Genomic DNA, 25,294 nt, shown 5'->3' with positions numbered 1-25,294 from the left:
ACAGCAGCGTATATATTGCGGTAATTCTACCCGAGCGGCCTAAGCTAGACCCCAAAACAGCTCGAACAGCATATTTCCATCGAGCCAGCCCAAGTGGGTGGGCGCTAAACGGGCGCGGGCGCGACCTGCTACAACATCTTTTGAGGTGATGCGCCCCGCATGCCCCTCGACATTATCGGGTACCCAGGTGGCAAGGCCCAACTCGAGCGCACGGTCGCAGGACGCCGCCAGCTCGTCTGCAGGAATCACGCTTGCCGAGCGAACCAACAGGTCGGGCCCAATGCCACGCGTCATGCGGCAGGCGAGCATCAAATCCTCCGCCGCCGCCTCGCGCTGCGAGAGATACTCGGCATCAAACGTCGTCGCGGCATCGTCGCGTTGCACCAGACGCACGCGATACGCATCGCCGCGAGCGGGCACGTCGGGATAAAGCCCGGCCAAGCGATCGAAATCCTCGGCGTCGAGCATGCCCGCGGCAGAGCGACCCAGGCCCAGATAGCCCCGTCCGGTCCAATAGGCGATGTTATGCGAGCACTCATGTCCGTCGAGTGCATAGCTTGCCACCTCATACGGGTGATAGCCGGCCGCACCAAGACGCTCGCGCGCCGCTTCCATGCACGCAGCCTGAAAATCCTCGTCGGGCTCGAGCGACTCGTCGTAACACGCCATGCGGTAGAGCGGCGTGCCTTCCTCGAGCGTGAGCGGGTACACCGACACATGATGCGGCGCCGCTGTCAACATGCCATCGAGCGTGCGCTTCCAACTCGCTGCGGTCTGCCCGGGAAGGCCGCACATAAGGTCGCACGACACATCGAGTCCAGCGTCCTTAACCGTCGTGATGGCAGCGAGCGCCCGATCGGCATCGTGAATACGGCCGATGGCGGTAAGTTCGGCATTATCGAGCGTTTGCACACCCAGAGAGACACGTGTGACACCAACCTTGGTAAGCGCAGCGGCAAGCTCGGCGGTCAGCGACTCAGGATTAGCTTCGCAGGTAAACTCAACGGGCTTGCACCACATGCAAATACGCCGGGCAAGCTCCACCAGACGCTCTCCCGCCAGCGACGGTGTGCCGCCGCCAACATAGACGGTGCGGACTTGCGCAAGCGCCCCGGTGTCTCCAAAGGCATCTAGGCGCGTATACAGCTGCTCAAAATAGGCATCGAGCGCAGCGCTCAGGTCGCACGGAGCAAAGCTGCGTGAGTCAAAGTCGCAGTACCGACACTTTTGAGCGCAAAACGGCACATGCACGTACAGCGCGGTAACGGCCACCGTTAGGCCTCCAGCGGATGAGCGGGCACCGACTCGCCAGCGGCAAGTGCGGCCTCGCAGGCCACCACATCGTGCTCGATATCATCGACCAATGCCATGAACTCCTCATATGTGGAGCAACGCACCACCTGGGCACGCCAGGCGGCAGCATGGGGCATGCCCTTTAGATACCAGCTTGCATACGTACGGGCACGAGACATGAGCGGCAGAAGCTCATGCGTCAGCGTGAGATGCTCGCGCAGGGCGTCCAGGCGCTCGACAGAGCTGCGCACCGGCACCTGTACGCCATTGAGCGCAAGGGCGCGAGCATCACCAAAGACCCAGGGATTACCGTAGATACCGCGTGCGATAAACACCGCGCTGGCACCCGAGTTGCGCAGATGCTCCGCGGCATCCTCGGCCGAGAACACGTCGCCCGAACCGATAACGGGAATCTCGACGGCATCGGCCACCTCATCGACGACCGACCAATCGGCCTGACCCGTATAGAGCTGCGTGGCACAGCGACCATGCACCGCCACAGCAGCGGCGCCCGCCCCCTCGAGCATCTGGGCAAACGTCGCGGCATTGCGATCTTCGGCGTAAAAGCCTTTGCGGATCTTAACGGTCACGGGCACGTGCGCCGCGCCCACCGCCGCCTCGACGATCTTTTCGGCCAGCTCGGGCGTGCGCATGAGCGCCGAGCCCTCGCCTTTGGTGACGACCTTGCGAGCCGGGCAGGCCATGTTGATATCGATCAGCGACAGGCGATCGCCCACACGCTCCTCGACGGCAGCGACGGCACTCGCAAATTGATCGGGCTTGGAGCCAAAGAGCTGTACGCAGATCTGCCGCTCCTCGTCTGCCGGCAGCACCAGGCGCCACGTCTTATTGCTGGCATAGGCAAGGCCCGCCACGCTCACCATCTCGCTATAGGCAAGATTGGCGCCGCGGCGTCGGCACATGATGCGATAGGCGGGATCGGTCACGCCGGCCATGGGAGCCATAAGGAACGGCTGCTCGGCATAGGCACCCAGCAGCCGCGTACTGTATTCAGAAAGCGCCATGGAACTACTCGTCCACCTTGAGGATCGCCATAAAGGCCTCTTGCGGGACCTCGACCGAACCGATGGCCTTCATGCGCTTCTTGCCCTCTTTCTGCTTCTCGAGCAGCTTGCGCTTACGCGAGATATCGCCGCCATAGCACTTGGCCAAAACGTCCTTGCGGCGCGCCTTGACGGTCGAGCGGGCAATGATCTTGTTGCCGATGGCACCCTGAATGGGCACCTCGAACAGCTGGCGCGGAATAATTTCCTTAAGCTTGTCGCACAACCCGCGGGCCAGGCCATAGGCCTTGTCCTTGTGCACGATAAACGAAAGCGCGTCCACCTCGTCGCCCGAAAGCAGGATATCGAGCTTGACGAGCTCGGAGGGACGATACTCGTTGAACTCATAGTCGAGCGACGCATAGCCCTTGGTGCGGCTCTTGAGCTGGTCAAAGAAGTCCAGGATGAGTTCGGCGAGCGGCATGTCGAAGCGCATCTCGACCGATTTGCTCGTGAGGTGGATCATGTCGGTCGTAATGCCGCGGTGCTCGATAGCGAGCTGCATGACGGCTCCCGTATACTCGGGCGGGCAGATAATCTTGGCCTTGAGGTAGGGCTCCTCAATGCGCTCGATGCGCGTAGCCTCGGGCAGATCCTGCGGGCTGCGGACATCAATCATCGCGCCGTCGGTCTTGTAGACGTGGTAGTCCACCGAAGGGCTCGTGGCGATGAGGTCCAGGTTGAACTCGCGCTCCAGACGCTCCTTGACGACCTCCATATGCAGCAGGCCCAAGAAGCCAACGCGGAAGCCAAAGCCGAGCGCCACCGAGGTCTCGGGCTCCCACACCAACGACGGGTCGTTGACATGCAGCTTATCGAGAGCGTCACGCAGGTTCTCGTAATCCTTGTTGTCGATCGGGAACAAGCCCGTATAGACCATGGGCTTGGCCTCACGGTAACCGGGAAGCGGCTCAGGGCAGGGATTCGACGCCCACGTGAGGGTATCGCCCACGCGAACGGCCTCAGGGTCCTTCAGGCCCGTGACCACGTAGCCCACCTCACCGACCGTCAGCGCGTCGACCGGAGTCTCGGCGGGACGCTTGACGCCCACGCCATCGACCAAAAAGTCGCCCTCGGCCTGCATCATGCGCAGGGTATCGCCCTTCTTGATGGAGCCGTCAAAGACGCGGACCGTGGCGACGACACCGCGGTACTCGTCAAAATACGAATCCAGGATGAGCGCCTTGAGCGGCGCCGTCGCATCGCCCTTGGGCGGTGAGATCAAAAAGACGATGGACTCCAGCAGATCATGGATGCCCTCGCCGGTCTTGCCCGATACGCATACGGCATCGTCGGCAGGAATCGCAAGGTCATCCTCGATCTCGGTCTTAACCTCGTCGGGGTGTGCCGACGGCAAGTCGATCTTGTTGATAGCGGGCACGATATCCAGGTTGGCGTTCATGGCGAGCGTCGCGTTGGAGACGGTCTGCGCCTCGACGCCCTGCGTGGCGTCGACGACGAGCACTGCACCCTCGCAAGCGGCAAGCGAACGCGAGACCTCGTAGGTGAAGTCCACGTGGCCCGGCGTATCGATCAGGTTGAACTGATACGTCTCGCCATCGTCGGCGTCATAGGAAACGCGAACGGCATTGGACTTGATCGTGATGCCGCGCTCGCGCTCGATATCCATGGTGTCGAGCAGCTGCGATTCCATGTCGCGCTCGTCGACGGTATGGGTGAGCTCTAGGATGCGATCACTGATCGTGGACTTGCCATGGTCGATGTGCGCAACGATCGAGAAGTTGCGGATGTGGGAAATGTCAATTGAAGTATTCATGCGGACTATCTTACCCGAGCGGTACAAAAAATGGAGCCTGTTCCATAAAACAGGCTCCATTTATGCGCGTAATCTGTGTGGTGTGAAATTTACAACTTAGGCGTTGATGCTGTTCACGAGCTTGGCAAGACCGGACTTGCGGTTGGAAGCCTGGTTCTTGTGGATAACATGCTTGGCGGCAGCCATGTCGAGGCGCTTGGTGACGGTCTTGAGGGCAGCCTGGGCCTTCTCGGCGTCGCCCTCGGCGACGGCGGACTGGACATGCTTGGTCAGCGTCTTGAGCTCGGACTTGACAGCCTTGTTACGCATGCGAGCTGCCTCATTGGTGCGGATACGCTTCTTCTGAGACTTGATGTTTGCCACTTCTGGAGTTCCTTTCGAGTTCCTTGCAAAAAATGTATGACACCTCTGAGACACGGTGAGGTCATGCAAGCGCCTACTATAGCACGCTCCCCCTCAAAGGGATAGAACGAATTTGTCAAATAGACAGGTATCATCACGATTTTCTCAAGATGTTCGTAATCCAGAGCAAAAGCGCGTTCTGAGAATCGGCCGAACCCTTAAGAGCGAGCTCAACATCGACCGCGCCCTCGAGCGCCGCGACGAGCTCCGCCATCGAAAAGCGGCGTGCCCAGGTCAGGTGATTCTTAACCTGCCAGGGTTGAAGCTTGAGCGTCGCGGCAAGCTCGCGACCCTGCCCACGCGCATCGAGCGCCTTGGCGACGATAAGCTCGCGAATGCGTCCGCACAGCAGCGTGTAGGTCCACACATAGCTCTTGGCGGGTAGCAGCCCAAAGAGCTCAAGCGAGCGGCGCATATCACGAGCCGAGACCGCGTTAAGAAAATCCCAGGGCTGAACTTCGGCCGTGCGCACGATCCAGCGTTCCACATCGGCAAGCTCAATTTGCGGCGCATCGACCATCTGGGCAAGCTTGGCCAAGTCGTTATCGAGCATGCGAGTGTTTTCACCCGAACGCGAGACGAGTTCCTCGGCGGCCGCCGTCGAGATCGACTTGCCGTGCTGCGTCGCCATCTGCTGCACGCGGCGCGGTAGCTCCCAGCGCTTGGTGCCGGAGCAATCGATCACGGCCTTCTTGTCGATCTTGGCGATCGCCTTATACAGGCGCGTGTTCCTGGCAAGCGAGTCGGCGATGATGAGACAGACCGTTGTGGGGCTTGGACTCGCTAAATACTCGACAAGCGGCTCCGAGACCGCCTTGGCGAGCTTTGAGCAGCCGTCAAGGATTACCAAGCGAAACTCGCTGCCCATGGGAAAAGTGTTGAGCGATCCGATAATGGACTCGATATCGGGGTCCTTGGTCATGTCGCGCTCGTCGAGGTTGAACTCGACCATACCCGACCTTTCCAGACGTGCTTTCATACGCGAGACGGCGTGGTCGCGCTTGACTCCGTCGGTACCGACGATCAGATATGCCGGCAGCAGACCGGTTTCAGACATCGCGCTCCCCTCCCGCAGGCTCTCCTGTTCGTACCGTGCCATTCTATCCCACGGGTTGGTCCCGCGCCAACGGCAGCATCACGGTCGCTGACATCGCATGGCAAAACCGGCCGCAGTCGGCGAGACGGTAATGTCGCCTCTCTCGATAGTGCATGCGAACGCGCCGCCCGCATCGCTAACGGCATCGATGCAGGCATCGGATGGATGGCCGTAGCGGTTGCCCTCGCCCGCGCTCGCAATAGAGAGCTCGGGCTTAAGGGTTTCCAGCAGGTCTGTATCGACAGAATCTTTTGAGCCGTGATGCCCCAGCTTGAGCACATCGATATCACCCACCTCCTGTACAAACTCGCGCTCCTGATCGAGCTCGGCATCACCAGTGAGGAGCATACGCAGGCTTTTGCCTTCCTGAGCATAGGAGAGCAGCAAGACAAGCGAGTCCTCATTGCCCTCACCGTCAACCGTATCAAACGGCCACATCACACGAGCCCGAAATGCGCCGATATCGACTGTGTCTCCGCGAGCCACCTGCCGATACGTGACGCTTGGGCGATTCAGAACCTCAGCAGGCGCGCTGCCCAGCGCATCCGCCGCAACCGCAATGGTTCCTACCGAAAACCGATCGAGTACGTCGGGAAGACCGCCCCAATGGTCTTCATCCCAATGTGTCACGAAGACGGCGTCGATATGGTGGACGTTATTGCGAACCAACGCCGACACCACGCGGTCATCGAGCCCACAGTCGACGAGCGCCACGGCGCCACCCTGACGAACCAGAATCGCATCGGCCTGGCCAACATCAAGGACTGTCACCGAAGGCGGCGCACATCGATCCCAATAGACATACGGAACGCCCGCTGCAAGCATCAAACACAGCAGCCCCACTGCCATGGGCCGCGCGCTGGGGCGTGGCCACAAGACCAAGAGGACCACCAGCGAAAAAGGCACCACGTATACCAAGGGCGTATCGGGCGGCACGCTTACGGATGCGCCCGGAACGGCAGCAAAGAGTTGCTCAAAGAACAGGGCACAGCGAGCGATAGCCATGGGCACCACAAGCGCCCCGTGACGCAAGAGCGGCACAAGCGAGCAAGGCACCAGCACAACCGAAGATGCGAGCAGCACGCTTATCACCGGACCGATCACGGCATTTGCAAGCGGAGCAATGAGCGAAAACATCCCAAATGCGGGAATGGTTACGGGAAGTGTCGCGATCTGTGAGCACAGCGTGACGGACAAAATACTGGCAACCCCCGATGGCACGCTCAGCTCGCCCAAGGCGTAGGTAGCGTAGGGGCAAAAACAAAGGATGGCAAAAACACTGGCGCACGATAGCTGAAAACCCATCTCGAACAATACTGTCGGCCGCAGCAACATAAAGATTGTCATGGTCAAAAATAGAGCCGAAAGGCCATGCCGACGACGTCCGGCGCCGTTGACGACAAGCGTCACCGCCACCATACAGCACGCGCGCACGGCCGAGGGCGAAGCGCCCGTAAAGACGGCATAGGCAGCGAGGGCCAGCACCAACAGCCCTCTCTGCAGCCCACGAGAGAGGCGAGTCTTTTGCAGGGCGCTCTCAATCACAAACCCCACGATGGCAAGATGGCTGCCCGAGACGGCGATAAGATGTGCGGTGCCCGTTACCGAAAACAAATCGCCCGCCGGCTGAGCACGCAGCTCGGAGGAGCGTCCGCAGACAACGCCGGCAATGAGCGAGCGCGCCGGATCGGTCTCGGGCGCGATAACGGCAAGGAGTTCATTTCGCAGCCAGGGCAACGGCCCCGGAAAGCCCTCGTCAACCGATACCAACCGGATAACCTTAACTCGTCGAAGCTCGCCCCGAAGCACGCGTGAGCGCCCATACGCATCATTCTCAAACCGCGACATTCGACCGATAGCATGCACATGCGAACCGGCGCCGAGCTCACGGTCACACGACAGTCGTATCTCGCCCAAGCGCTTTCCACCCGCATATGAATCACAGGTATAGGAGTACGTCCCGTCATTGATGGATGGATCGCCCTGTACAACAAACTCGAGACTGCTCGCAGCTCGATTATCCAGTGCCCCCGAAGCACGCAGCGCCCCTATCGCCCAACCCGCGGACACGACCGCTCCCGCCAGGAGGCCGAGGGCCGCGGCATACAGCCATCGCCTCCACCGCACAAGACGCATACAAAACCGAGCCAATACGATACACGCGGCAGCCGCAACGGGAATGGCCATAAGCAATGTGACGGGCGCTGCCCGCTCTCCCAGCAGCAAATCGGCTGCCACGTTAAGCACCAGGCCGCAGCTCGCACACAAGCCAGAACAAAGGGCCATCGTCCACGGCATCAGGGGCCGCGGCGGCATCACATGCTCGCGCTCGGACACACTCATACGCAGATGCAATCTTTAATTTTGGCGAGCTTTTTCTCACCGATCCCCGATACGCGCATGAGGTCATCGACCGAGGCAAAGGCCCCGTTTTGAGTCCGCTCATCGATAATCGACTGGGCCGTAGAAGGCCCGATGCCCGAAAGCGTCTGCAGTTCCGCCGCGCTTGCCGTATTGATATTCACAAGCCCCGACGAAGACCCCGCACCAGCAGTCATGGCAGCACCGCTATCGACCCCGCCGACCGCCGCAGCCGCTTGTTGCTCCCCCACCATCGGAACATAGATCTTTTGACCATCTGTGATCTTGGACGCACGATTAAGCCCTGTCACATCCGCCTCAGCCGTGAGCCCTCCGGCGGCATCGATCGCTTGGGACACCCGCGCTCCGTCTTTGAGCCGGTACACGCCAGGCCTCGCAACGGCGCCATCGACATCGACGTACACCTCAGCAGCAGAAGAACTCTTGGCAGACGACTCATCGGCATCACCAGGTAACCCATCCCCGGCCCCGCGCACATCCGAGGCGCCCGCCTCATCACTACGCTCAAACGACACGCCGCTGGAGCGGCCACCAAAACTTGCCATCGCCAAGCCGCTCGCGGCGGCAATGACAATCAGAATCGCCACGACCATCGCCTTATGGCCGAGCAGCTTTTCTGCCCAGCGGTCCATCCGTTTAACCCGTTCGTGTTGCTCGCGTTGCGCCATAGCAAACACCTCCCAACACCATCGTGTCAGGAAACGAGCGCCGTAGCCTCCGCACGCCCACACCGGTTATCGAAGTCAAACCAAAAGCTGACCAAAACCTTGCAGGATAGTGTCCATTTATTCAGATACACGTCGACAAATGAACCGTTTATCGCCTAATGCCCAGGTAGATTAAGACCGACGATACAAATGCACCGCCGGTCTATACACAACATTATTCGTGATCTTGGTAAATCTCACGTGGAGCAAGCTGAGGATGTTTACGTTTTAAGGTCTTAGGAGCCTTGTACGTGTTGCTCTCGAAGTCGATGTACTCGGTCTGTTTGAGCAAGCGCTCAATCATCTCCTCGTGATCGAACAGCTCCCACGCCTCATGCACGGCATCGAGTTTTGCGTGCGTCTCGGGGCGGCGCGGCATAAAAAGCGTGCAGCAATCGGGAGCAGCCTCGGTCGAGATATCGAAGGTACCGATTTCCTCGGCACGCGCGATGATCTCCTGCTTGTCCGAACCGATCAGCGGGCGGAACACGGGGATCTTGACGGCCTCGTTGACGGCCATAATGTTCTCGAGCGTCTGGGAGGCAACCTGACCGAGCGATTCACCGGTCACGACAGCCTTGGCGCCCTCGATATGCGCAATGCGCTCGGCAACCGAATACATAATGCGGCGATACATGATCACGCGCAGGTTGCTGGGGCAGGCCACGGAAATCTCACGCTGGCAATCGCCAAACGGCACCACATACAGACGGCCGATCTGGACGCCCGGCGCAAGCGCACGGATAATGTCCTGCACCAAATACTCGCTTGTATCGGGTGTCTGCGGACGACCGGAGAAATGTACCGGCACGCACACCGCGCCGCGACGCGCGAGCATCCAGGTCGCCACCGGAGAATCGATGCCCGACGACAGAAGCGTCACAACCTTGCCGGCGGAACCCACCGGCAGACCGCCCACGCCGCGCTCGGAGCGCGCATACACGTAAACGCTACCCTGGACCACCAGTACGTGCACCATCGCGTCGGGGTCGTGCATCTGGACCTTTTTATCGGGGAAGGCCTCGCACAGTACCTCGCCAACCTGACGATTGATATCAATCGAGGTGAGCTCGTAGTCGGTGTTAGAGCGTTTGGCATGCACCTTAAACGAATCGAAGGGACCAAACTCACGCAGCGCCTTCACGGCGGCGGCGCAGTACTCCTGCGGGTCGCGGTTGGTGTGATATGCCAGGGACACGCGGGCAACGCCGGGGACGGTGCGAATGACACGCGCCGCCTCGTCGGCCTGATGCTCGTTAAAGGTCACGAGGATATAACCGGAAATTCGAGACACGGCATTCACGGAAAAGGCGGCCAAGGCCGCCTTGATGTTATCCATGAGGATATGCTCAAAATGTGCGCGGTTCTTGCCCTTCAGTCCAACCTCGTGATAGTGGACCAGGCAGACGCGAGCTGCCATTTAGGCTTCAGCAACCTTGTGGCCGAGCGCCTTCTTGTAACGAGCCTCGTCGTAGGAGATATCGCCGTCGACAATCTCGTCCATAGCCATCGAGATGGTATCGGCGCCGGAGAGGCCAATGGTAATGTCATCGACATCCTGAACGGCAAGCACGCGGTTGTGCTGGCCACGCAGCATGCTGTTAATGTCGCAGGCGCGCTTGGAGGCAAGCGAGGCGAGCAGGAAGCGGTTGTGATCGGTCTTCTCCAGAAGATCGTCAATACAAGGCTTTACAACGGACACGGACCTCAGATCCTTTCATGCATATCGAGAACGCGAACGAGCTCATCGGTCGCGCGGTCGAGATCGTCATTCACCACGACGTCGTCGTAGCGGTCGGCAAGGGCAAGTTCATCGGCGGCGTTTGCCATACGCAGCTCGATCGTCTCGGGCGTCTCGGTACCGCGACCGACCAGGCGATCGCGTAACACCTCAAGCGAAGGCGGCTTGATAAAGATCAACACGGCCTCGGGGAAACGCTCCTTGACCTGCAGGGCGCCCTGGACATCAATCTCCAAAATCAGAGACGAGCCAGAGGCGAGCTTGGATGCGACCTCGCTCACCAACGTACCGTAGCAGTTACCGTGGACCTCGGCCCACTCAACAAACTCACCGTTTGCCACGCGGCGGTCGAACTCCTCGCGCGTCAGGAAAAAGTAGTTGACGCCGTCGACCTCACCTTTACGTGGCGCTCGCGTGGTAGCCGAAACCGTCAGGCCCAGGTTCGAGCGGCGCTCGCGCACACGAGTGACGAGCGTGCCCTTGCCTGCACCTGACGGTCCAGAAATCACAAAGAGCTTTGAATCCTGAGCGCTCACTTATTTGGTCAGCTGCTCGAGGAGCTGCTCGCGCTGACGGACGCCGAGGCCCTGGACGCGACGGGTAGCGGAGATGCCGAGCTCCTCCATGATCTTGGCGGCCTTGGCCTTGCCATAACCGGGCAGAGACTCGATGAGGGTGGAAACCTTCATGCGGGAAGCGATGGGATCATCGGAGTTGAGCACGGACTCGAGGGACTTCTCGCCCTTCTTGATCTGCTCGCGAAGCTCAGCGCGGGCGTGACGTGCGGCGGCAGCCTTCTCAAGAGCCTGCTTACGCTGCTCGTCGGTAAGCTGAGGGAGTGCCATTCGAACCTCCAAATAGTTGGGTTATATCTGATGCAATAATTGGCATTTTAGCACGTCAAACGCACTAAATGCCCAATCGACGGCTCCATAGGTTAGACGATACCTGCGAAAAGTGCAATATACGGAGGTCAAAGTTGAGCCCCTGACCTGTGATTCCACACAAAGGATGGGAAAGTTTTCGCAGGCACAAGGGCTAATTTGTGCTAATAAGACGCAAAAGTGGTGACTTGAGGGAATCTTTTACGCGACGTTTTCGACCAGCTCGGCGACGATGGCGTCAAAGGCCGCAACCGGATCGTCGGAGCCGGTAATAGGACGGCCCACCACGATGTGGCTCGCACCGCGCTCGATAGCCTGGGAAGGTGTCGCCACACGGGATTGATCGCCCAGGGCGGTACCCACCGGACGCACACCCGGAGTCACGATCAGCGCGTCGGGGCCGAGCAGCTCACGCATGTCGTGAGCCTCCATCGGCGAGCACACGATACCGTCGATGCCGTTGGCCTGAGCGAGCTTTGCCAGGCGAGCGGCCTCCTCGGCCACGGGCGACTCGATGCCGATCTCCGCCAGCGCATCCTGATTCATGCTCGTAAGTACGGTGATGGCGACGAGCTTGGCGCGGTCCTCGCGCGCCTCCTCGGCACCCTCGCGGCAGGCAGCGAGCATGGCGCCCGAACCCAAGCCGTGGACCGAGAGCAGGTCGGCACCGGCAAGCGAGGCCGAGCGAGCGGCACCGCGCACCTGATGCGGAATGTCATGGAACTTGAGGTCGAGGAAGACCTTAAAGCCCAAATCCTTAAACGTCTTGACGATCTCGGGACCCTCGGCGTAATAGAGCGTCATGCCCACCTTGAGCCAGGCGGCATGGCCCGAAAGCTCATGGGCGAGTTCGAGTGCGCGCTCACGGTCGCAGTCGAGGGCGACGATAACACGGTCGCGGGCATCGGTCTCTAGCATTCGAACGCACCTACCAGCTCGTTGATGTCCTTTACGCCCTGGGACTCCGCCCAGGCCTCGAGCTCGTGCGCGATCTTAAGCGAAGCACACGGGTCAACGAAGTTGGCCATGCCGACCGACACGCAGGTGGCGCCGGCCAGGATAAACTCGGCCGCATCCTCGCCGGTCATGACACCGCCGACACCGTTGATGGGGATATCGACGGCCTGGGCGACCTCCCAGACCATGCGCACGGCGATGTGGTGGCACAGCGGGCCCGAAAGGCCGCCCTTGGGCTTGGCCACACGGGACTTGCGGGTGTGCACGTCAATGGCCATGCCCTGGATGGAGTTGATGACCGAAAGGCCGTCGGCGCCGGCAGCCTCGAGGGCGCGGGCGATCTCGGCGACGTTGACCGGAGCCATCTTAACGAACAGCGGCTTATCGGTCACCTTGCGGCAGGCAGCCATAACGGAAGAGGCGCCCTCGGGCGTGGAGCCCATGGCGGCACCGCCGGCGGCAATGTTGGGGCAGCTCACGTTGATCTCATAGCCGGCAGCCCAGGGGCACAGCTCGACATACATATCGAGCGCGCGCACGAACTCATCAACGGAGTGACCGGCAACCTGGCAGATGACCTGGCAACCGTCCTTGGAGAGCTGCTCGAGCCACGGACCGGACTCGCGGGCGAAAGCGGCCACACCGGGGTTCTGCAGGCCCACGGAATTGATCATGCCGCCGGGGATCTCGGCCATGCGGGGTGCAGGATTGCCGGGCCAGGGCTCGGCAGCGCAACCCTTGGTGGTGATGGCACCCAGCTGGGAGACATCAAAGAAGTTCTGGAACTGCCAACCGTAGCCAAAGGTACCGGCTGCGGTGTTGATGGGGTTCTGCATCTTGACGCCGCCGAAATCGACGGACATATTCACGGTACCCACTAGAAGACCACCACCTTGGAAGCATCAAACACGGGGCCGCACATGCAGGCACCCTTCATACCGTCGACCGTCTCGACATTGCAGGTGTTGCAGGCGCCAAAGCCGCAGCTCATCATGCGCTCGAGCGACACCTCGCAGTACGCGCCGGCCTCGGCGGCAGCGGCGGCGACTTTCTTCATCATAACGGCGGGACCACAGCTGGCGACGTAGTCGTAACCGCCCTTGCCGAGCAGCTCAGCGGCAGGATCGGTGCAAAAGCCGTGCGTACCCAACGAGCCGTCGTCGGTGCACACGTTGACCGTGGCTCCCAGCGCGCGGAACTCATCGACGCCCACGACCTTGGACGCGGTGCCAAAACCCAGGCACACATCAACGGCCACGCCCTGCTCGGCAAGCATGCCAGCGAGGCACAGCACGGGCGGAACACCGATGCCGCCCGCCACGAGCAGCGCCTTCCTGGTGCCCTCGGGTACCAGCCAGCCGCGGCCGCCAGGGCCCAACAGGTTGGACTTGGAGCCGGGGCCCATCTGCGACAGACGACGGGTGTCATCGCCCACGACGGCGTACCACAGCTCGACGGTACCGGCCTCGGCGTCAGAGCGATAGAAGCTCAAGGGCACGCGAAGCAGCGAAGAGGCATCGCCGGGCACGGCGATGTTCACAAACTGACCGGGCTTGAGCGCACTTGCAAGCTTGGGGGCCGAAATAACGAGCGAGAAGATGCCGTCGGCGATCTCCTGGTTCGAGACGACCTCGAAGTCGTGCATGCGTGCAGTGGAAGGTGTGGGCATAGACGCTCCAATCCCCCATGCAGTTGCATGGACCAAACGAACAGAAAGCGCGGCACCGCAAGGGCACCGCGCGCAAAAGCGATAAGGCTATGCTAGCAGATGCAGCCGTCGGCAAGCGTCTGTTTACCGCCGACAAACACATCGGTGGCACGACCGGTGAGCGTGCGGCCGGCAAAACCGGAGTTCTCGGCGCGCGACTCGTAACCGTCCTCGCCGACCGTCCAGGTGACAGACGCGTCGAAGACGGTCAGGTCGGCAACAGAGCCCGCCTTGACCTGAACCTGATCAAGGCCCAGGATCTCACGCGGCTTAATAGCCATGAGCTCGACCATGCGGCCCATACCCATCTTGCCCGTGTTGACCAGCTCGGTGAGCACGAGCGACAGCGAGGTCTCGAGGCCGATCATGCCAAAGGGCGCGAGCTCGAACTCACGGGCTTTCTCCCACGGCGTGTGAGGAGCGTGATCGGTGACGATGACGTCGACGGTACCGTCGATGACACCCTGGCGGATGGCCTCGGCATCCTCGTCGGTACGCAGCGGCGGGTTAACCTTGAGCGAGGTGTTGTAGGTCTCGTCCAGGTCGTTCTCGGTCAGGAACATGTGATGCGGGGTGGCCTCGCAGGTAACCTGAACGCCAGCGGCCTTGCCGGCACGCACGAGCTCCAGGCCATGGGCGGTGGAGATGTGCTGGATGTGCAGCTTGGCACCGGTCAGTTTTGCGATCTCGATGTCGCGGGCGATCTGGAGCTCCTCGCCGGCAGCCGGCCAGCCCTCGAGGGCCAGACGAGTCGAAACCTTGCCCTCGTTGATCTGGCCGTGGCCGACCAGGTCCTCGTCCTGGCAATGGCTCATGAAGACCTTGCCGAACATCTTGCCGTAGTCCATGCAGCGACGGAGCATGCCCGCACCCTGCACGCCGCGACCGTCGTCGGTGAAGGCGACGGCGCCGTGGGCGACCATATCGCCCATCTCGGACATAGCCTCGCCCTTAAGACCGCGGGTCATGGCGCCAGAAGGATAGACGCGGCAGTGGCCGACCTCGGCAGCGCGGGACTTGACGAACTCAACAACGGTACCGTTATCGGTAACGGGGTCGGTGTTGGGCATGGCGCACACGCCAGTGAAGCCGCCCTTGGCAGCTGCGCGGGTGCCGCTCTCGATGTCCTCTTTAACCTCGTAGCCGGGCTCGCGCAGGTGGACGTGCATGTCCACCAGGCCAGGGACAAGGTACTTACCGGAAAGGTCGCGGACCTCGGCTCCCTCGGCGGCGAGGTTCTCGCCGACCTCGGCGATCTTGTCGCCGTCGATCAGGACGTCAACGACCCCGTCAAGCTCGACGGACGGATCGACGACGTGGGCATTCTTAAGAAGCAAGGCCATTATCGGCACCTCCAAGCAGCAGATACAGGATAGCCATACGCACGCAGATACCGGCGTAGACCTGCTCCAGGATGACGGAGCGTTGCGGGTGGTCGGCCATATAGGAGTCGAACTCGACGCCGCGGTTGATGGGACCCGGGTGGCAAATGATCGCGTCGGGCTTCATGAGCTTCTCACGGTCCTTGGTCAGGCCGAAGAGCTTGTGGTACTCGCGAATGGTCGGGAACGGGGCACCCTCGAGGCGCTCCTGCTGTACGCGCAGCATGTAGACGACGTCCAGCTCGGGCATGACGGAATCGAGGTCGCTCGTCACGTGGTCGCAGCCCAGAACCTCGGGCGCCGGCGGCAGCAGCGTGCCGGGGGCGACGGCGTAGGTCTCGCAGCCCATGATCTTCAACGCGGGGATCAGCGAGCCGCAAACGCGGGAGTGGGCGATGTCGCCGACGACGGCGACTTTCAGACCGTGGAAGTCACCCTTGTGCTCCCAGATGGTGTACAGGTCGAGCAGAGCCTGCGTGGGGTGATTGTGCTTACCGTCACCGGCGCAGATAACACTCGCGGGCGAATTCTGCGTGACGATGTAGGGAGCACCGGCATGTTTGTCGCGCACGACGATGCAGTCGATCTTGTAGGCGTTGAGCGTCTCGACGGTATCGACGAGGCTCTCGCCCTTGACCGTGGAGGTCGAGGAGCCGCCAAAGTTGAGGCTGTCGGCCGAAAGACGCTTCTCGGCAAGCTCGAAGGAGCTGCGGGTACGCGTCGAGGGCTCATTGAACATATTGACGATGGTCTTGCCCTTGAGCGTGGGGACCTTCTTGATGGCACGCTCGTTGACCTCGGAGAACGCCTTGGCGGTCTCGAGGATGAGCTTGATGTCCTCTTCGGAGTACTCGGTAATGTCGATCAGGTGCTTATGATTGAACGCCACGGTACTACTCACCTCCCAGCGGCGCGGAGCCCACGTGGGAACCCGGCGCGACGTCGTTGATCTCGACAGCGGTACGGCCGTCGACTTCCTTCATATATAGGTGCACGTTCTCCTCGTGCGACGAGGGAACGTTCTTGCCGACAAAGTCCGGCGAGATAGGGAGCTCGCGGTGACCGCGGTCAACGAGAACTGCCAGCTCGATGCGGCTCGGACGGCCCAGGTCCATAACGGCGTCCAGAGCGGCGCGGATGGTGCGGCCCGTGTACAGGATGTCGTCCACCAAAACGACGCGCTTGCCGTCGACGCTGAAGGGAATGTTGGTAGCGTGGATCGCGGGAGCGAAGTTAGTCGCATAGTCATCGCGGTAGAAGCTGATGTCCAGGCTGCCGAGCGGAACGTCAACACCCTCGATCTCCTTGATCGCCTCGGCAAGCTTCTTTGCCAGAAGGTCGCCGCGCGTGACGATGCCGACCAGAGCGAGGTCTTCACAGCCCTCGTTGCGCTCGAGAATCTCGTGCGCGATGCGGGTCATCGCTCGGTTGACGGCGGTCTCGTCCATGATGACCGCCTTGGGGGAAGTCGTGCCCATCGATCTCCTTCCTCACATGTCTTGACTGCTGATACAGTCAAAAAAATAGATGCCCGACCGCTCAAAGCGGACCAGACACCCACAGGAAGGACTGCTCTATGGCAGCAATATAAATCCATGTGGGTATCTCGTACCCCTTTAATGGTCAAGGGATAGTGTAGCCAACCCCGAGCTTAATTGCGAGCATTAATACGGAGCAATCCGCAAACGGACTCAACGCTCCATAAACCTATATATATTTGCGGGACAAGCTTGAAAACGTCGATGCGAGCTGGCATAATCCCCTCTGCTACACGCAAAACGGATCTACGTCCAGGGCCGTAGCGTGGGCACTATCGCCATAAGAGAAATATCTCTGTGTAGATTACGCACAGGGAGCTGCTTCTGTGCTATAGTTCAGGCTTGTTTGTTAACGCGACATGTTCGTTTGTCGCCCAAGGAGGGTCAGTTATGTCCAAAGTTTGCGAAGTTTGCGGTAAGCACCCCGTTGCCGGTCGCTCCATCAGCCACTCTCACCGCGTCACCAACCGTAAGTTCCGCCCCAACATCCAGCGCGTCTACGTCGTCGTCGATGGTCACCGTCGCAAGATGAACGTTTGCTCCACCTGCCTTAAGTCTGGCAAGGTTGCGCGCTCCTAAATAAGGTCTTACCAACAAGTACCTCGGACTCTCCGGGTCAAAGACCTCGCGTTCACATAGAACTTACCAAAGGCGTCCTCTCTTGTGGAGGGCGCCTTTTTGCACTCATTGGGGACAGACTTACATGGGTGTTTTCACTCATTGGGGACAGACATGATGCGTGTCTGCGGCGCCCCGACTAGCTCCGGCCCCTGCCTCACGCAGCTTCCTTCCAGCCCGCGGTGGCCTTGGTCACACTTGTAGCGCCGATACCGGTGATACGGGCAATTTGCTTGACCGTGAGATGTGCCTGCCTGAGCCTCAGCAGGCAGGCATCGCGTTCGGGGCGTGGCAGGGCCTTAAGCAGCGTAGGATCTATGCTCGGCAGGACTTCGCGCGCAACGGAAAGGACCTCCTCATCGGGGATCCGACGGCGTGGAAGAACCTCCACCGACCAGATGCGCCCGGCAGCTTCCTTGAGATGTTCGCAATAGCAACGGGAGCCTCCGACAATATCGAGCATAGGGGCCGCATCACAAATGTCAAAGGGATCGTAGCCCAGCTGATATGCCTTGAAGCTTGACCATCGGTACGCCTCGAGTGAGTCGAGCGAACCTTTCACAGGATTGAGATGGATATAATCGAGCAACTGCACCGCCTGAGTGTCCGACTCAACCGCGACCCGCGAATAGCGATTGTCAAATAGATGACCCGTTCTTCCCGTTTTCCCATTGAAATACTTAGCATACGCCGTCAATGCGCACTGCATCGCCTTTGAAAGGTTGTCATAAGGGTCATCAACCATCAAATGGAAGTGGTTGTCCATAAGGCACCAAGCTAACACCGCCACTTTATGGCGTGCAAACCTGTCCGAGATATCCGACAAGAAACGATAGCGGTCGGAGTCATCTTCAAAAATAATCTGCTTGGAATTGCCGCGGTCATAAACATGGTAATAGCCGGTGATCGAAACGGCGCGGGCACATCGGGGCATAATCTCTCCTTTCAAAACTGTACAGGCAACACCTAAAAGGAGAGAAGCAACGCGAAATGCTGAGCCTGTGATCTATTTATATCCAATAAGCGGCAATAACAGGTCCAGAACAGCGAAATGGCAAAACGATGTCTGTCCCAAATGAGTGAAAGCACTCATATAAGTCTGTCCCCAATGAGCAGGCCGATGCCAGGCTGATATTTTTAATTAAAACGCTTCAGTAGATTGAAGCGTTTTAGTGTGCCTTTTACGGGAATCTTACCGTTCGCCGAATAATTTCTTGCTATCATGCAACACGTAGGGTAAATCTCCGATCGCAAGGAGACACAAATGGTGAAAAAGTCACCGGAAAACACTACTCCCGCAATTGTGGACAACGTAGAGGCGCTTGAGGCTAAGCTCGCTCAGATGCGAGAGGCCCAGGCGCTTTTTGCTACGTACACGCAGGAGCAGGTCGACAAGATCTTCTACGAGGCCGCCATGGCCGCCAACAAGGCTCGTATCCCGCTGGCGAAGATGGCCATCGAGGAGACCGGTCGCGGCGTTCTTGAGGACAAGGTCATCAAGAACCACTACGCCGCAGAGTACATCTACAACGCTTACAAGAACACCAAGACCTGTGGTGTCATTGAGCGCGACGAGGCCTACGGCATCACCAAGATCGCTGAGCCCATCGGCATCGTGGGCGCCGTCATCCCGACGACCAACCCCACCTCCACCGCGATCTTCAAGACGCTGATCAGCCTGAAGACCCGCAACGCCATCATCATCTCCCCGCACCCGGCTGCCGCCAAGTGCACCATCGCCGCCGCCAAGCTCGTGCTTGACGCCGCCGTCAAGGCCGGCGCCCCCGAGGGCATCATCGGCTGGGTCGATGTCCCCTCCATCGAGCTGACCAACATGGTCATGCGCGATGTCGACATCATCCTCGCCACCGGTGGCCCGGGCATGGTCAAGGCCGCCTACTCCTCGGGCAAGCCCGCCCTGGGCGTTGGCGCCGGTAACACCCCGGTCATCATCGACGACACCGCCGACGTGCTGCTCGCCGTCAACTCCATCATCCACTCCAAGACCTTCGACAACGGCATGATCTGCGCCTCCGAGCAGTCCGTGACCGTCATCGACACCATCTATGACCAGGTTAAGGCCGAATTCCAGAAGCGCGGCTGCTACTTCGTCAAGCAGGGTGCCGAGATGGAGGCCCTGCGCGGCGCCATGTTCAAGAACGGCGCTCTCGATCACCGCATCCCCGGCATGGCTGCCGCCAAGATCGCCGAGCTCGCCGGTATCGAGGTTCCCGCCAAGACCAAGATCCTGATCGCCGAGGTCACCTCCACCGACCCCGCCAAGGAGGAGTTCTCCCACGAGAAGCTCTCCCCTGTCCTGGCAATGTATCACGCCAAGGACTTCCAGGAGGCCGTCGACAAGGCCGAGCGCCTGGTACTCGCCGGTGGCCCGGGCCACACCGCCTCTCTGTACGTGCATCCCGCCCAGGCCGAGAAGATCAGCCTGTTCGAGCATGTCATGAAGGCCTGCCGTATCGTCATCAACACCCCGTCCTCGCACGGCGGCATCGGTGACCTGTACAACTTTGGCATGAAGCCGTCTCTGACCCTGGGCTGCGGCTCCTGGGGCGGCAACTCCGTCTCCGAGAACGTTGGGGTGAAGCACTTGATCAACGTTAAGACTGTGGCCGAGCGCCGTGAGAACATGCTGTGGTTCCGCGCTCCCGAGAAGGTCTACTTCAAGAAGGGTTCCACGCCCGTCGCTCTCGACGAGCTGGGCAGCGTCATGGGCAAGAAGCGCGCCTTTATCGTCACCGACCAGTTCCTCTTCAAGAATGGCAACACCCGCGCCATCGAGGCCAAGCTCGACGAGATGGGCATCGCCCACGACTGCTTCTACGACGTCGAGCCCGATCCGTCGCTGCAGTGCGCACGTCGCGGCGCCAAGCAGATGGCTCTCTTTGAGCCGGACGTCATCATCGCCGTCGGCGGTGGCTCCGCTATGGACGCCGGCAAGATCATGTGGATGATGTACGAGCACCCCGAGTGCAAGTTTGAGGACATGGCCATGGACTTCATGGACATCCGCAAGCGTATCTTCACCTTCCCCGAGATGGGCAAGAAGGCCTACTTCGTCGCCGTCCCGACCTCTTCGGGCACCGGTTCCGAGTGCACGCCGTTCGCCATCATCACCGACAAGGAGACCGGCATCAAGTGGCCGCTCGCCGACTACGCGCTGCTCCCCAACATGGCTATCGTTGACGCCGACAACTGCATGACCGCCCCGCGCGGCCTGACCGCCGCCTCCGGCATCGACGTCATGACCCACGCCATCGAGTCCTATGTCTCCATCATGGCCTCCGACTACACCAAGGGCCTCTCCGAGCGCGCTGCCAAGCTCGTCTTCGAGAACCTGCCCTCCAGCTTCGAAAACGGCGCCAAGGACCCGCATGCCCGCGAGGAGATGCACAACGCCTCCTGCATGGCCGGTATGGCCTTCGCCAACGCCTTCCTGGGCCTCAACCACTCCATGGCCCACAAGCTCGGTGCCTTCCATCACCTGCCCCACGGCATCGCCAACGCCATCATCCTGACTCGCGTCATGCGCTACAACGCCGCCGAGGCCCCCGTCAAGATGGGCACGTTCTCCCAGTATCCTTACCCCAACGCGCTGCACAACTACGCCGAGATGGCCAAGTACTGCGGCATCGAGGGCAAGGACGACAAGGAAGTCTTCGAGAACTTCATCACGAAGCTCGAGGAGCTCAAGGACTTCATCGGTGTCAAGAAGACCATCGCCGACTACGGTGTTGACGAGCAGTACTTCCTCGACACCCTCGACGAGATGACCGAGCAGGCATTCAACGACCAGTGCACCGGCGCTAACCCGCGCTACCCGCTCATGAGCGAGATCAAGGAGCTCTACCTGGACGCCTACTATGGCCGCGAGCCCCAGGACTACGCCGTCTGCTAGTTTTTAGCACGGTTATTTCGGCGGGGGTGAACGGGCGCACGCACGCCCCCGCCGCTGCTTCTATCGCATCGTTGAAAGGATGCAATCATGCTGCTCCCCGAATCCAAGACCGAGCTCGTCCGTCGCGGCAACAAAGTCGTTTACGACCTGGGCGACAAGATCGTCAAGGTCTTTAACGAGACCAAGCCCGTCTCCGACGTGTTCAACGAGGCTTTGAATCTTGCCCGCATCAATGAGTGCGGCATCCGCAGCCCCAAGGCTCTCGAGGTTTCTCAGCTCGAGAACGCCAACGGCTGGGCGCTCGTGACCGAGAAGGTTCCGGGCACCACCCTTGCCGAGAAGATGACTGCCGAGCCCCAGCGCTTTGGTGAGTACCTCGAGATGTTCGTCGACCTCCAGATCGAGATCCACGGCTACACCTCCCCGCTACTCAACCGTCAACGCGACAAGTTCGCCCGCATGATCGACAGCCTCGATCAGCTCAATGCCACCACGCGCTACAACCTTCAGGAGCGTCTGGACGGCATGACCAAGGAGTTCAAGGTCTGCCACGGCGACTTCAACCCCTCCAACGTCATCGTTGGCGACGACGGCCAGCTGTACGTCTGCGACTGGGCACACGCCACCCAGGGCTCCCCTGCTGCCGACGTTGCCACCACCTACCTGCTCTTTGCCCTCAACAGCAAGGACCAGGCCGAGGCCTACCTGGAGCTCTACTGCGATCGCGCCGACATGCCCATGCAGGTCGTGCGTCAGTGGACGAGCATCGTCGCCGCTTCCGAGCTCGCTCGTAAGCGCAACGTGAACGATGAGTTCCTTAAGAACTGGATCGACGTCGTCGATTATCAGTAATATCTGAGCGATTTATTTCGCATCGGAGGCACAAAGGAAAACCCCACGGCTCGCATGGGCTGCGGGGTTTTCCTTTTAGCAACGAATGTCCCTTAGACGCAAAAGCGGCCCTGCATCTCTACCTCGAGAGACGCAGGGCCGCTTAACAAGTGCACTAAACGCAGCGGGCTCGATTAACGGCGTGCTGCTTTCACAAGCTCAGCGACCTTGGCGACAACCTCATCGATCGCCACATCCTCGCGCTTGCCCGTGGCACGATCCTTGAGCTCGACGGTGCCGTTCTTAAGGCCGCGCTTGCCGAGCACCACCTGATAAGGGAAGCCCATAAGGTCGTTGTCGGCAAACTTAAAGCCGGGACGCTCGTCACGGTCGTCAACGACAACCTCGATACCCTCGACGCACAGACCCTCGACGATTTGATCGCAAACAGAAGCGCACTCCTCCTTCTTGGGGTCGAGCGGAATCACCGCAACCTCGTACGGGGCAACAGAGACCGGCCAAACGATACCGTGCTCGTCGTTGTGCTGCTCCACGACGGCAGCGAGCGAGCGGGACACGCCCACGCCGTAGCAACCCATGATAAGCGGCTTCTCCTTGCCGTCCTCGTCCATAAAGGTGGCACCCATGGCCTCGGAGTACTTGGTGCCCAGCTGGAAGACCTGGGAAACCTCGATGCCGCGAGCAGCGGAGAGCGGCTTGCCGCAGTGCGGGCAAGGGTCGCCGGCAACAACGGTAACCAGGTCGGCCCACTCGTCGACGGTAAAGTCGCGCTCGGGGCAGGCACCGGTAAAGTGATAGTCGACTTCGTTTGCACCGCAGGCCCACTGCTTGGACTCGCGCAGGCTCTCGTCGCAGACCAGACGAATGCCCTCGGGCAGGTTAACCGGTCCGATAAAGCCCTTATGCAGACCGTAGGTCTGGAGCTCCTCGTCGGTCATCATGCGATAACCCTTGCCAAAGACATGCTCGGCCTTGCAGTCGTTGAGCTCATGATCGCCCGGAACGATGGCCACAACCGGCTTGCCCTCGGCGTCGATGAGAGCCAGCGACTTGCGCGTACCGTTCTCGGGGAAGCCGAAGAACTTGGCGACGGCCTCGATGGTGCCCATACCCGGAGTCTCGACCTTGGTGAGTGTGCCGTCGCCGGGGCCCTCTGTCACAACGACCTTGGTGCTTGCCGCCTCGTCATCGGCAGCAAAGCCACAATCGTCGCAGTAGACCAGCGAAGCCTCGCCGGCCTCTGCCAGCGCCATGAACTCGACGGAGGTATCGCCACCGATCTCGCCGGAATCGGCGACGACGGGCAGGGCCTTAATGTAGCAGCGCTCGCAGATATTGGCGTAGGCCTGCTTCATCTTGTCGTACTCCTCCTGCAGGCTCTCCTGCGTGGCAGAAAAGCTGTAGGCGTCTTTCATGATGAACTCGCGACCGCGCATCAGGCCAAAGCGGGGACGGAACTCGTCGCGGAACTTGTCCTGGATGTGATAGAGATTCACCGGCAGTTGCTTGTATGAACGCAGCTCGTTGCGCACCAGGGCAGTCACGGTCTCCTCGTGCGTGGGGCCGAGCACGAACTCGCGGCCGTGGCGGTCATCAAAGCGCACGAGCTCCTTGCCATAGGCATCGATACGGCCGGACTCGCGCCACAGCTCGGCATCGACCATGATGGGCATCATGAGCTCCTGGGCGCCGGCGGCGTCCATCTCGTCGCGCACGATGTTCTCAATCTTGCGAATCGAGCGCCACGCGAGCGGCAGATAGGAATAGAGACCGGCGGCCTCCTTGCGGATCATACCGGCACGGAGCAGCAGGCGATGGCTCGCAAGCTCAGCGTCGGCCGGATCCTCTTTGAGCGTCGGAGCATACAGCTTAGACATATACATTGCTCGGGTCATTTAATTCTCCTCAATAAGCTTGTCGACCTCGGCCATAAGCGCGTCGACAATTTGGTCCTCCGCTACTTTACCAATGATCTGGCCGTGCGAAAAGAGCAGGCCCTGGCCACGTCCGCAAGCAACGCCCAGATCGGCATCAGAAGCCTCACCGGGGCCATTAACGGCACATCCCATGACGGCAATCGAAAGCGGCGCGGCATAGTTCTTAAGCCGCTCGGTTACTTCCTCGGCGATTGGGATCAGATTAACCTGACAGCGGGCGCACGTGGGGCACGAGACAATCTCGGGGCCGCGGCGACGAAGGCCCAGCGACTGCAAAATTCCCCAGGCGACCGGCGGCTCCTCAACCGGATCGGCCGTGAGCGAAACGCGCATGGTGTCACCGATTCCCTCGGACAGCAGGATGCCAAGGCCCACCGAGCTCTTGATGGTGCCCTGCAGCTTGGTACCCGCCTCGGTTACGCCCAGGTGGAGCGGAACGTGGGGAATCTCACGCGACAGGGCACGATAGGTGTCGAGCGTCGTTTGCACGCTATGGGCCTTGGCCGAAAGCACAATGTTCGTAAAGCCGCGGTCTTCAAAATGCTTGACAAAACGTTCGCTCGACATCACGAGCTTTTCGGGCTGCGTGAGGTCGTCACGCTCAGCGACATCCTGCTCAAGCGAACCAGCATTGACGCCGATACGAATCGCACAGCCCGCGGCACCCGCAGCATCGATCACCGCGTCAACCTTGGCCCAATCGCCGATATTGCCGGGATTGATGCGCAGCTTGGCAGCACCGGCCTCAACGGCACCAATGGCGAGCTTATGGTTAAAGTGGATATCGGCAACAATCGGCACCGGAGACTCGGCACAGATGGTGCGGAAACCCTCAAGTGCGGCCTCGGTGGGCACGCTCACGCGCACGATATCGCAGCCAGCCTGCGCCAACGCGCACACTTGCGCAAGCGTTGCCTGGGCATCAGCGGTATCGGTGCAGGTCATGGATTGGACCACCACCGGCGCGCCTCCACCGATCTGCACGCCGCCCACATGCACGGGGCGCGTCAACTCGCGAGGCAAAGGATGGGATAAAGACAATC

Annotated in this window: 23 protein-coding genes; 3 read left to right on the top strand and 20 right to left on the bottom strand. The window is 60.4% G+C overall.

The window, feature by feature from the left end:
* Positions 1–39: 39 nt before the first annotated feature.
* From hemW to pyrR, 17 genes are all read right to left on the bottom strand, one after another.
* Positions 40–1,272: a radical SAM family heme chaperone HemW gene (gene hemW, locus ACQRAQ_RS00995; RefSeq protein WP_427726836.1), complete on the bottom strand. Its 1,233-nt coding sequence runs from the start codon at positions 1,270–1,272 to the stop codon at positions 40–42.
* A 2-nt stretch (positions 1,273–1,274) separates the two neighbouring features.
* Complete coding sequence (gene dusB, locus ACQRAQ_RS00990) at positions 1,275–2,318, bottom strand: tRNA dihydrouridine synthase DusB (protein ID WP_427726838.1); 1,044 nt, start codon at positions 2,316–2,318, stop codon at positions 1,275–1,277.
* 4 nt (positions 2,319–2,322) lie between these two features.
* Positions 2,323–4,134, bottom strand: a complete 1,812-nt coding sequence (lepA, locus tag ACQRAQ_RS00985) for a translation elongation factor 4 (RefSeq protein WP_427726840.1) — start codon at positions 4,132–4,134, stop codon at positions 2,323–2,325.
* A 96-nt stretch (positions 4,135–4,230) separates the two neighbouring features.
* Positions 4,231–4,497, bottom strand: coding sequence for a 30S ribosomal protein S20 (gene rpsT, locus ACQRAQ_RS00980; RefSeq protein ID WP_022094714.1), 267 nt, complete (start codon positions 4,495–4,497; stop codon positions 4,231–4,233).
* A gap of 133 nt (positions 4,498–4,630) precedes the next feature.
* Positions 4,631–5,593, bottom strand: coding sequence for a DNA polymerase III subunit delta (gene holA, locus ACQRAQ_RS00975; protein WP_427793465.1), 963 nt, complete (start codon positions 5,591–5,593; stop codon positions 4,631–4,633).
* A 78-nt stretch (positions 5,594–5,671) separates the two neighbouring features.
* Positions 5,672–7,402, bottom strand: coding sequence for a DNA internalization-related competence protein ComEC/Rec2 (locus tag ACQRAQ_RS00970; RefSeq protein ID WP_427793463.1), 1,731 nt, complete (start codon positions 7,400–7,402; stop codon positions 5,672–5,674).
* 569 nt (positions 7,403–7,971) lie between these two features.
* A complete protein-coding gene (locus tag ACQRAQ_RS00965) occupies positions 7,972–8,682 on the bottom strand; it encodes a helix-hairpin-helix domain-containing protein (RefSeq protein WP_427793461.1) in 711 nt (236 codons plus the stop codon).
* Between the two features lie 214 nt (positions 8,683–8,896).
* On the bottom strand, positions 8,897–10,141 hold the full coding sequence (gene thiI, locus ACQRAQ_RS00960; RefSeq protein ID WP_427793460.1) for a tRNA uracil 4-sulfurtransferase ThiI: 1,245 nt from the start codon (positions 10,139–10,141) through the stop codon (positions 8,897–8,899).
* Positions 10,142–10,423 (bottom strand): DNA-directed RNA polymerase subunit omega, encoded by a 282-nt coding sequence (locus ACQRAQ_RS00955; RefSeq protein ID WP_370450597.1) that lies wholly within the window; start codon positions 10,421–10,423, stop codon positions 10,142–10,144.
* A 5-nt stretch (positions 10,424–10,428) separates the two neighbouring features.
* Positions 10,429–10,998, bottom strand: a complete 570-nt coding sequence (gene gmk, locus ACQRAQ_RS00950; RefSeq protein ID WP_370450596.1) for a guanylate kinase — start codon at positions 10,996–10,998, stop codon at positions 10,429–10,431.
* Positions 10,999–11,307, bottom strand: coding sequence for an integration host factor, actinobacterial type (gene mihF, locus ACQRAQ_RS00945; RefSeq protein ID WP_006236130.1), 309 nt, complete (start codon positions 11,305–11,307; stop codon positions 10,999–11,001). It abuts the gene before it with no gap.
* 240 nt (positions 11,308–11,547) lie between these two features.
* A complete protein-coding gene (gene pyrF / locus ACQRAQ_RS00940; protein ID WP_427793458.1) occupies positions 11,548–12,264 on the bottom strand; it encodes an orotidine-5'-phosphate decarboxylase in 717 nt (238 codons plus the stop codon).
* On the bottom strand, positions 12,258–13,166 hold the full coding sequence (locus ACQRAQ_RS00935) for a dihydroorotate dehydrogenase (protein WP_427793553.1): 909 nt from the start codon (positions 13,164–13,166) through the stop codon (positions 12,258–12,260). Before ACQRAQ_RS00935 ends, pyrF begins: the two co-directional genes overlap by 7 nt.
* A gap of 14 nt (positions 13,167–13,180) precedes the next feature.
* Positions 13,181–13,948 (bottom strand): dihydroorotate dehydrogenase electron transfer subunit, encoded by a 768-nt coding sequence (locus tag ACQRAQ_RS00930; protein ID WP_427793552.1) that lies wholly within the window; start codon positions 13,946–13,948, stop codon positions 13,181–13,183.
* Positions 13,949–14,064: 116 nt separating this feature from the next.
* Positions 14,065–15,354: a dihydroorotase gene (locus ACQRAQ_RS00925; protein WP_154516264.1), complete on the bottom strand. Its 1,290-nt coding sequence runs from the start codon at positions 15,352–15,354 to the stop codon at positions 14,065–14,067.
* Entirely contained in the window at positions 15,338–16,282 is a 945-nt protein-coding gene (locus ACQRAQ_RS00920; RefSeq protein ID WP_427793456.1) for an aspartate carbamoyltransferase catalytic subunit, read from the bottom strand. Before ACQRAQ_RS00920 ends, ACQRAQ_RS00925 begins: the two co-directional genes overlap by 17 nt.
* Positions 16,283–16,286: 4 nt before the next feature.
* Positions 16,287–16,871: a bifunctional pyr operon transcriptional regulator/uracil phosphoribosyltransferase PyrR gene (gene pyrR / locus ACQRAQ_RS00915; RefSeq protein ID WP_138374176.1), complete on the bottom strand. Its 585-nt coding sequence runs from the start codon at positions 16,869–16,871 to the stop codon at positions 16,287–16,289.
* A 450-nt stretch (positions 16,872–17,321) separates the two neighbouring features.
* On the opposite strand from pyrR, the gene rpmB reads away from it, so the two are divergent.
* Positions 17,322–17,510 carry a 50S ribosomal protein L28 gene (gene rpmB / locus ACQRAQ_RS00910; protein ID WP_022094725.1) on the top strand — a complete coding sequence of 63 codons (189 nt, stop codon included), beginning with the start codon at positions 17,322–17,324 and terminating at the stop codon, positions 17,508–17,510.
* Between the two features lie 196 nt (positions 17,511–17,706).
* Here the strand turns inward: rpmB and ACQRAQ_RS00905 are convergent, their stop codons facing one another.
* A complete protein-coding gene (locus ACQRAQ_RS00905) occupies positions 17,707–18,483 on the bottom strand; it encodes a transposase (protein WP_427793454.1) in 777 nt (258 codons plus the stop codon).
* A 330-nt stretch (positions 18,484–18,813) separates the two neighbouring features.
* Here ACQRAQ_RS00905 and adhE point away from each other — a divergent pair, with 330 nt between their 5' ends.
* Together adhE and ACQRAQ_RS00895 are read left to right on the top strand one after the other, a co-directional pair.
* Complete coding sequence (gene adhE / locus ACQRAQ_RS00900; protein WP_427793453.1) at positions 18,814–21,462, top strand: bifunctional acetaldehyde-CoA/alcohol dehydrogenase; 2,649 nt, start codon at positions 18,814–18,816, stop codon at positions 21,460–21,462.
* An 87-nt stretch (positions 21,463–21,549) separates the two neighbouring features.
* Positions 21,550–22,314: an aminoglycoside phosphotransferase family protein gene (locus ACQRAQ_RS00895; RefSeq protein WP_154516259.1), complete on the top strand. Its 765-nt coding sequence runs from the start codon at positions 21,550–21,552 to the stop codon at positions 22,312–22,314.
* 173 nt (positions 22,315–22,487) lie between these two features.
* On the opposite strand, the gene ACQRAQ_RS00890 is transcribed toward ACQRAQ_RS00895, so the two are convergent.
* Both ACQRAQ_RS00890 and ispG read right to left on the bottom strand, forming a co-directional pair.
* Positions 22,488–24,209 (bottom strand): proline--tRNA ligase, encoded by a 1,722-nt coding sequence (locus tag ACQRAQ_RS00890; protein ID WP_427793451.1) that lies wholly within the window; start codon positions 24,207–24,209, stop codon positions 22,488–22,490.
* Positions 24,210–25,292, bottom strand: coding sequence for a flavodoxin-dependent (E)-4-hydroxy-3-methylbut-2-enyl-diphosphate synthase (gene ispG / locus ACQRAQ_RS00885; RefSeq protein WP_427793449.1), 1,083 nt, complete (start codon positions 25,290–25,292; stop codon positions 24,210–24,212).
* Between the last annotated feature and the right edge of the window lie 2 nt (positions 25,293–25,294).

It is taken from the genome of Collinsella sp. SGI.178, assembly GCF_050313495.1.
GTDB lineage: Bacteria > Actinomycetota > Coriobacteriia > Coriobacteriales > Coriobacteriaceae > Collinsella.
Note: the sequence above shows the minus strand (reverse complement) of the source record. Positions and strands in the feature narration are given on the sequence as shown.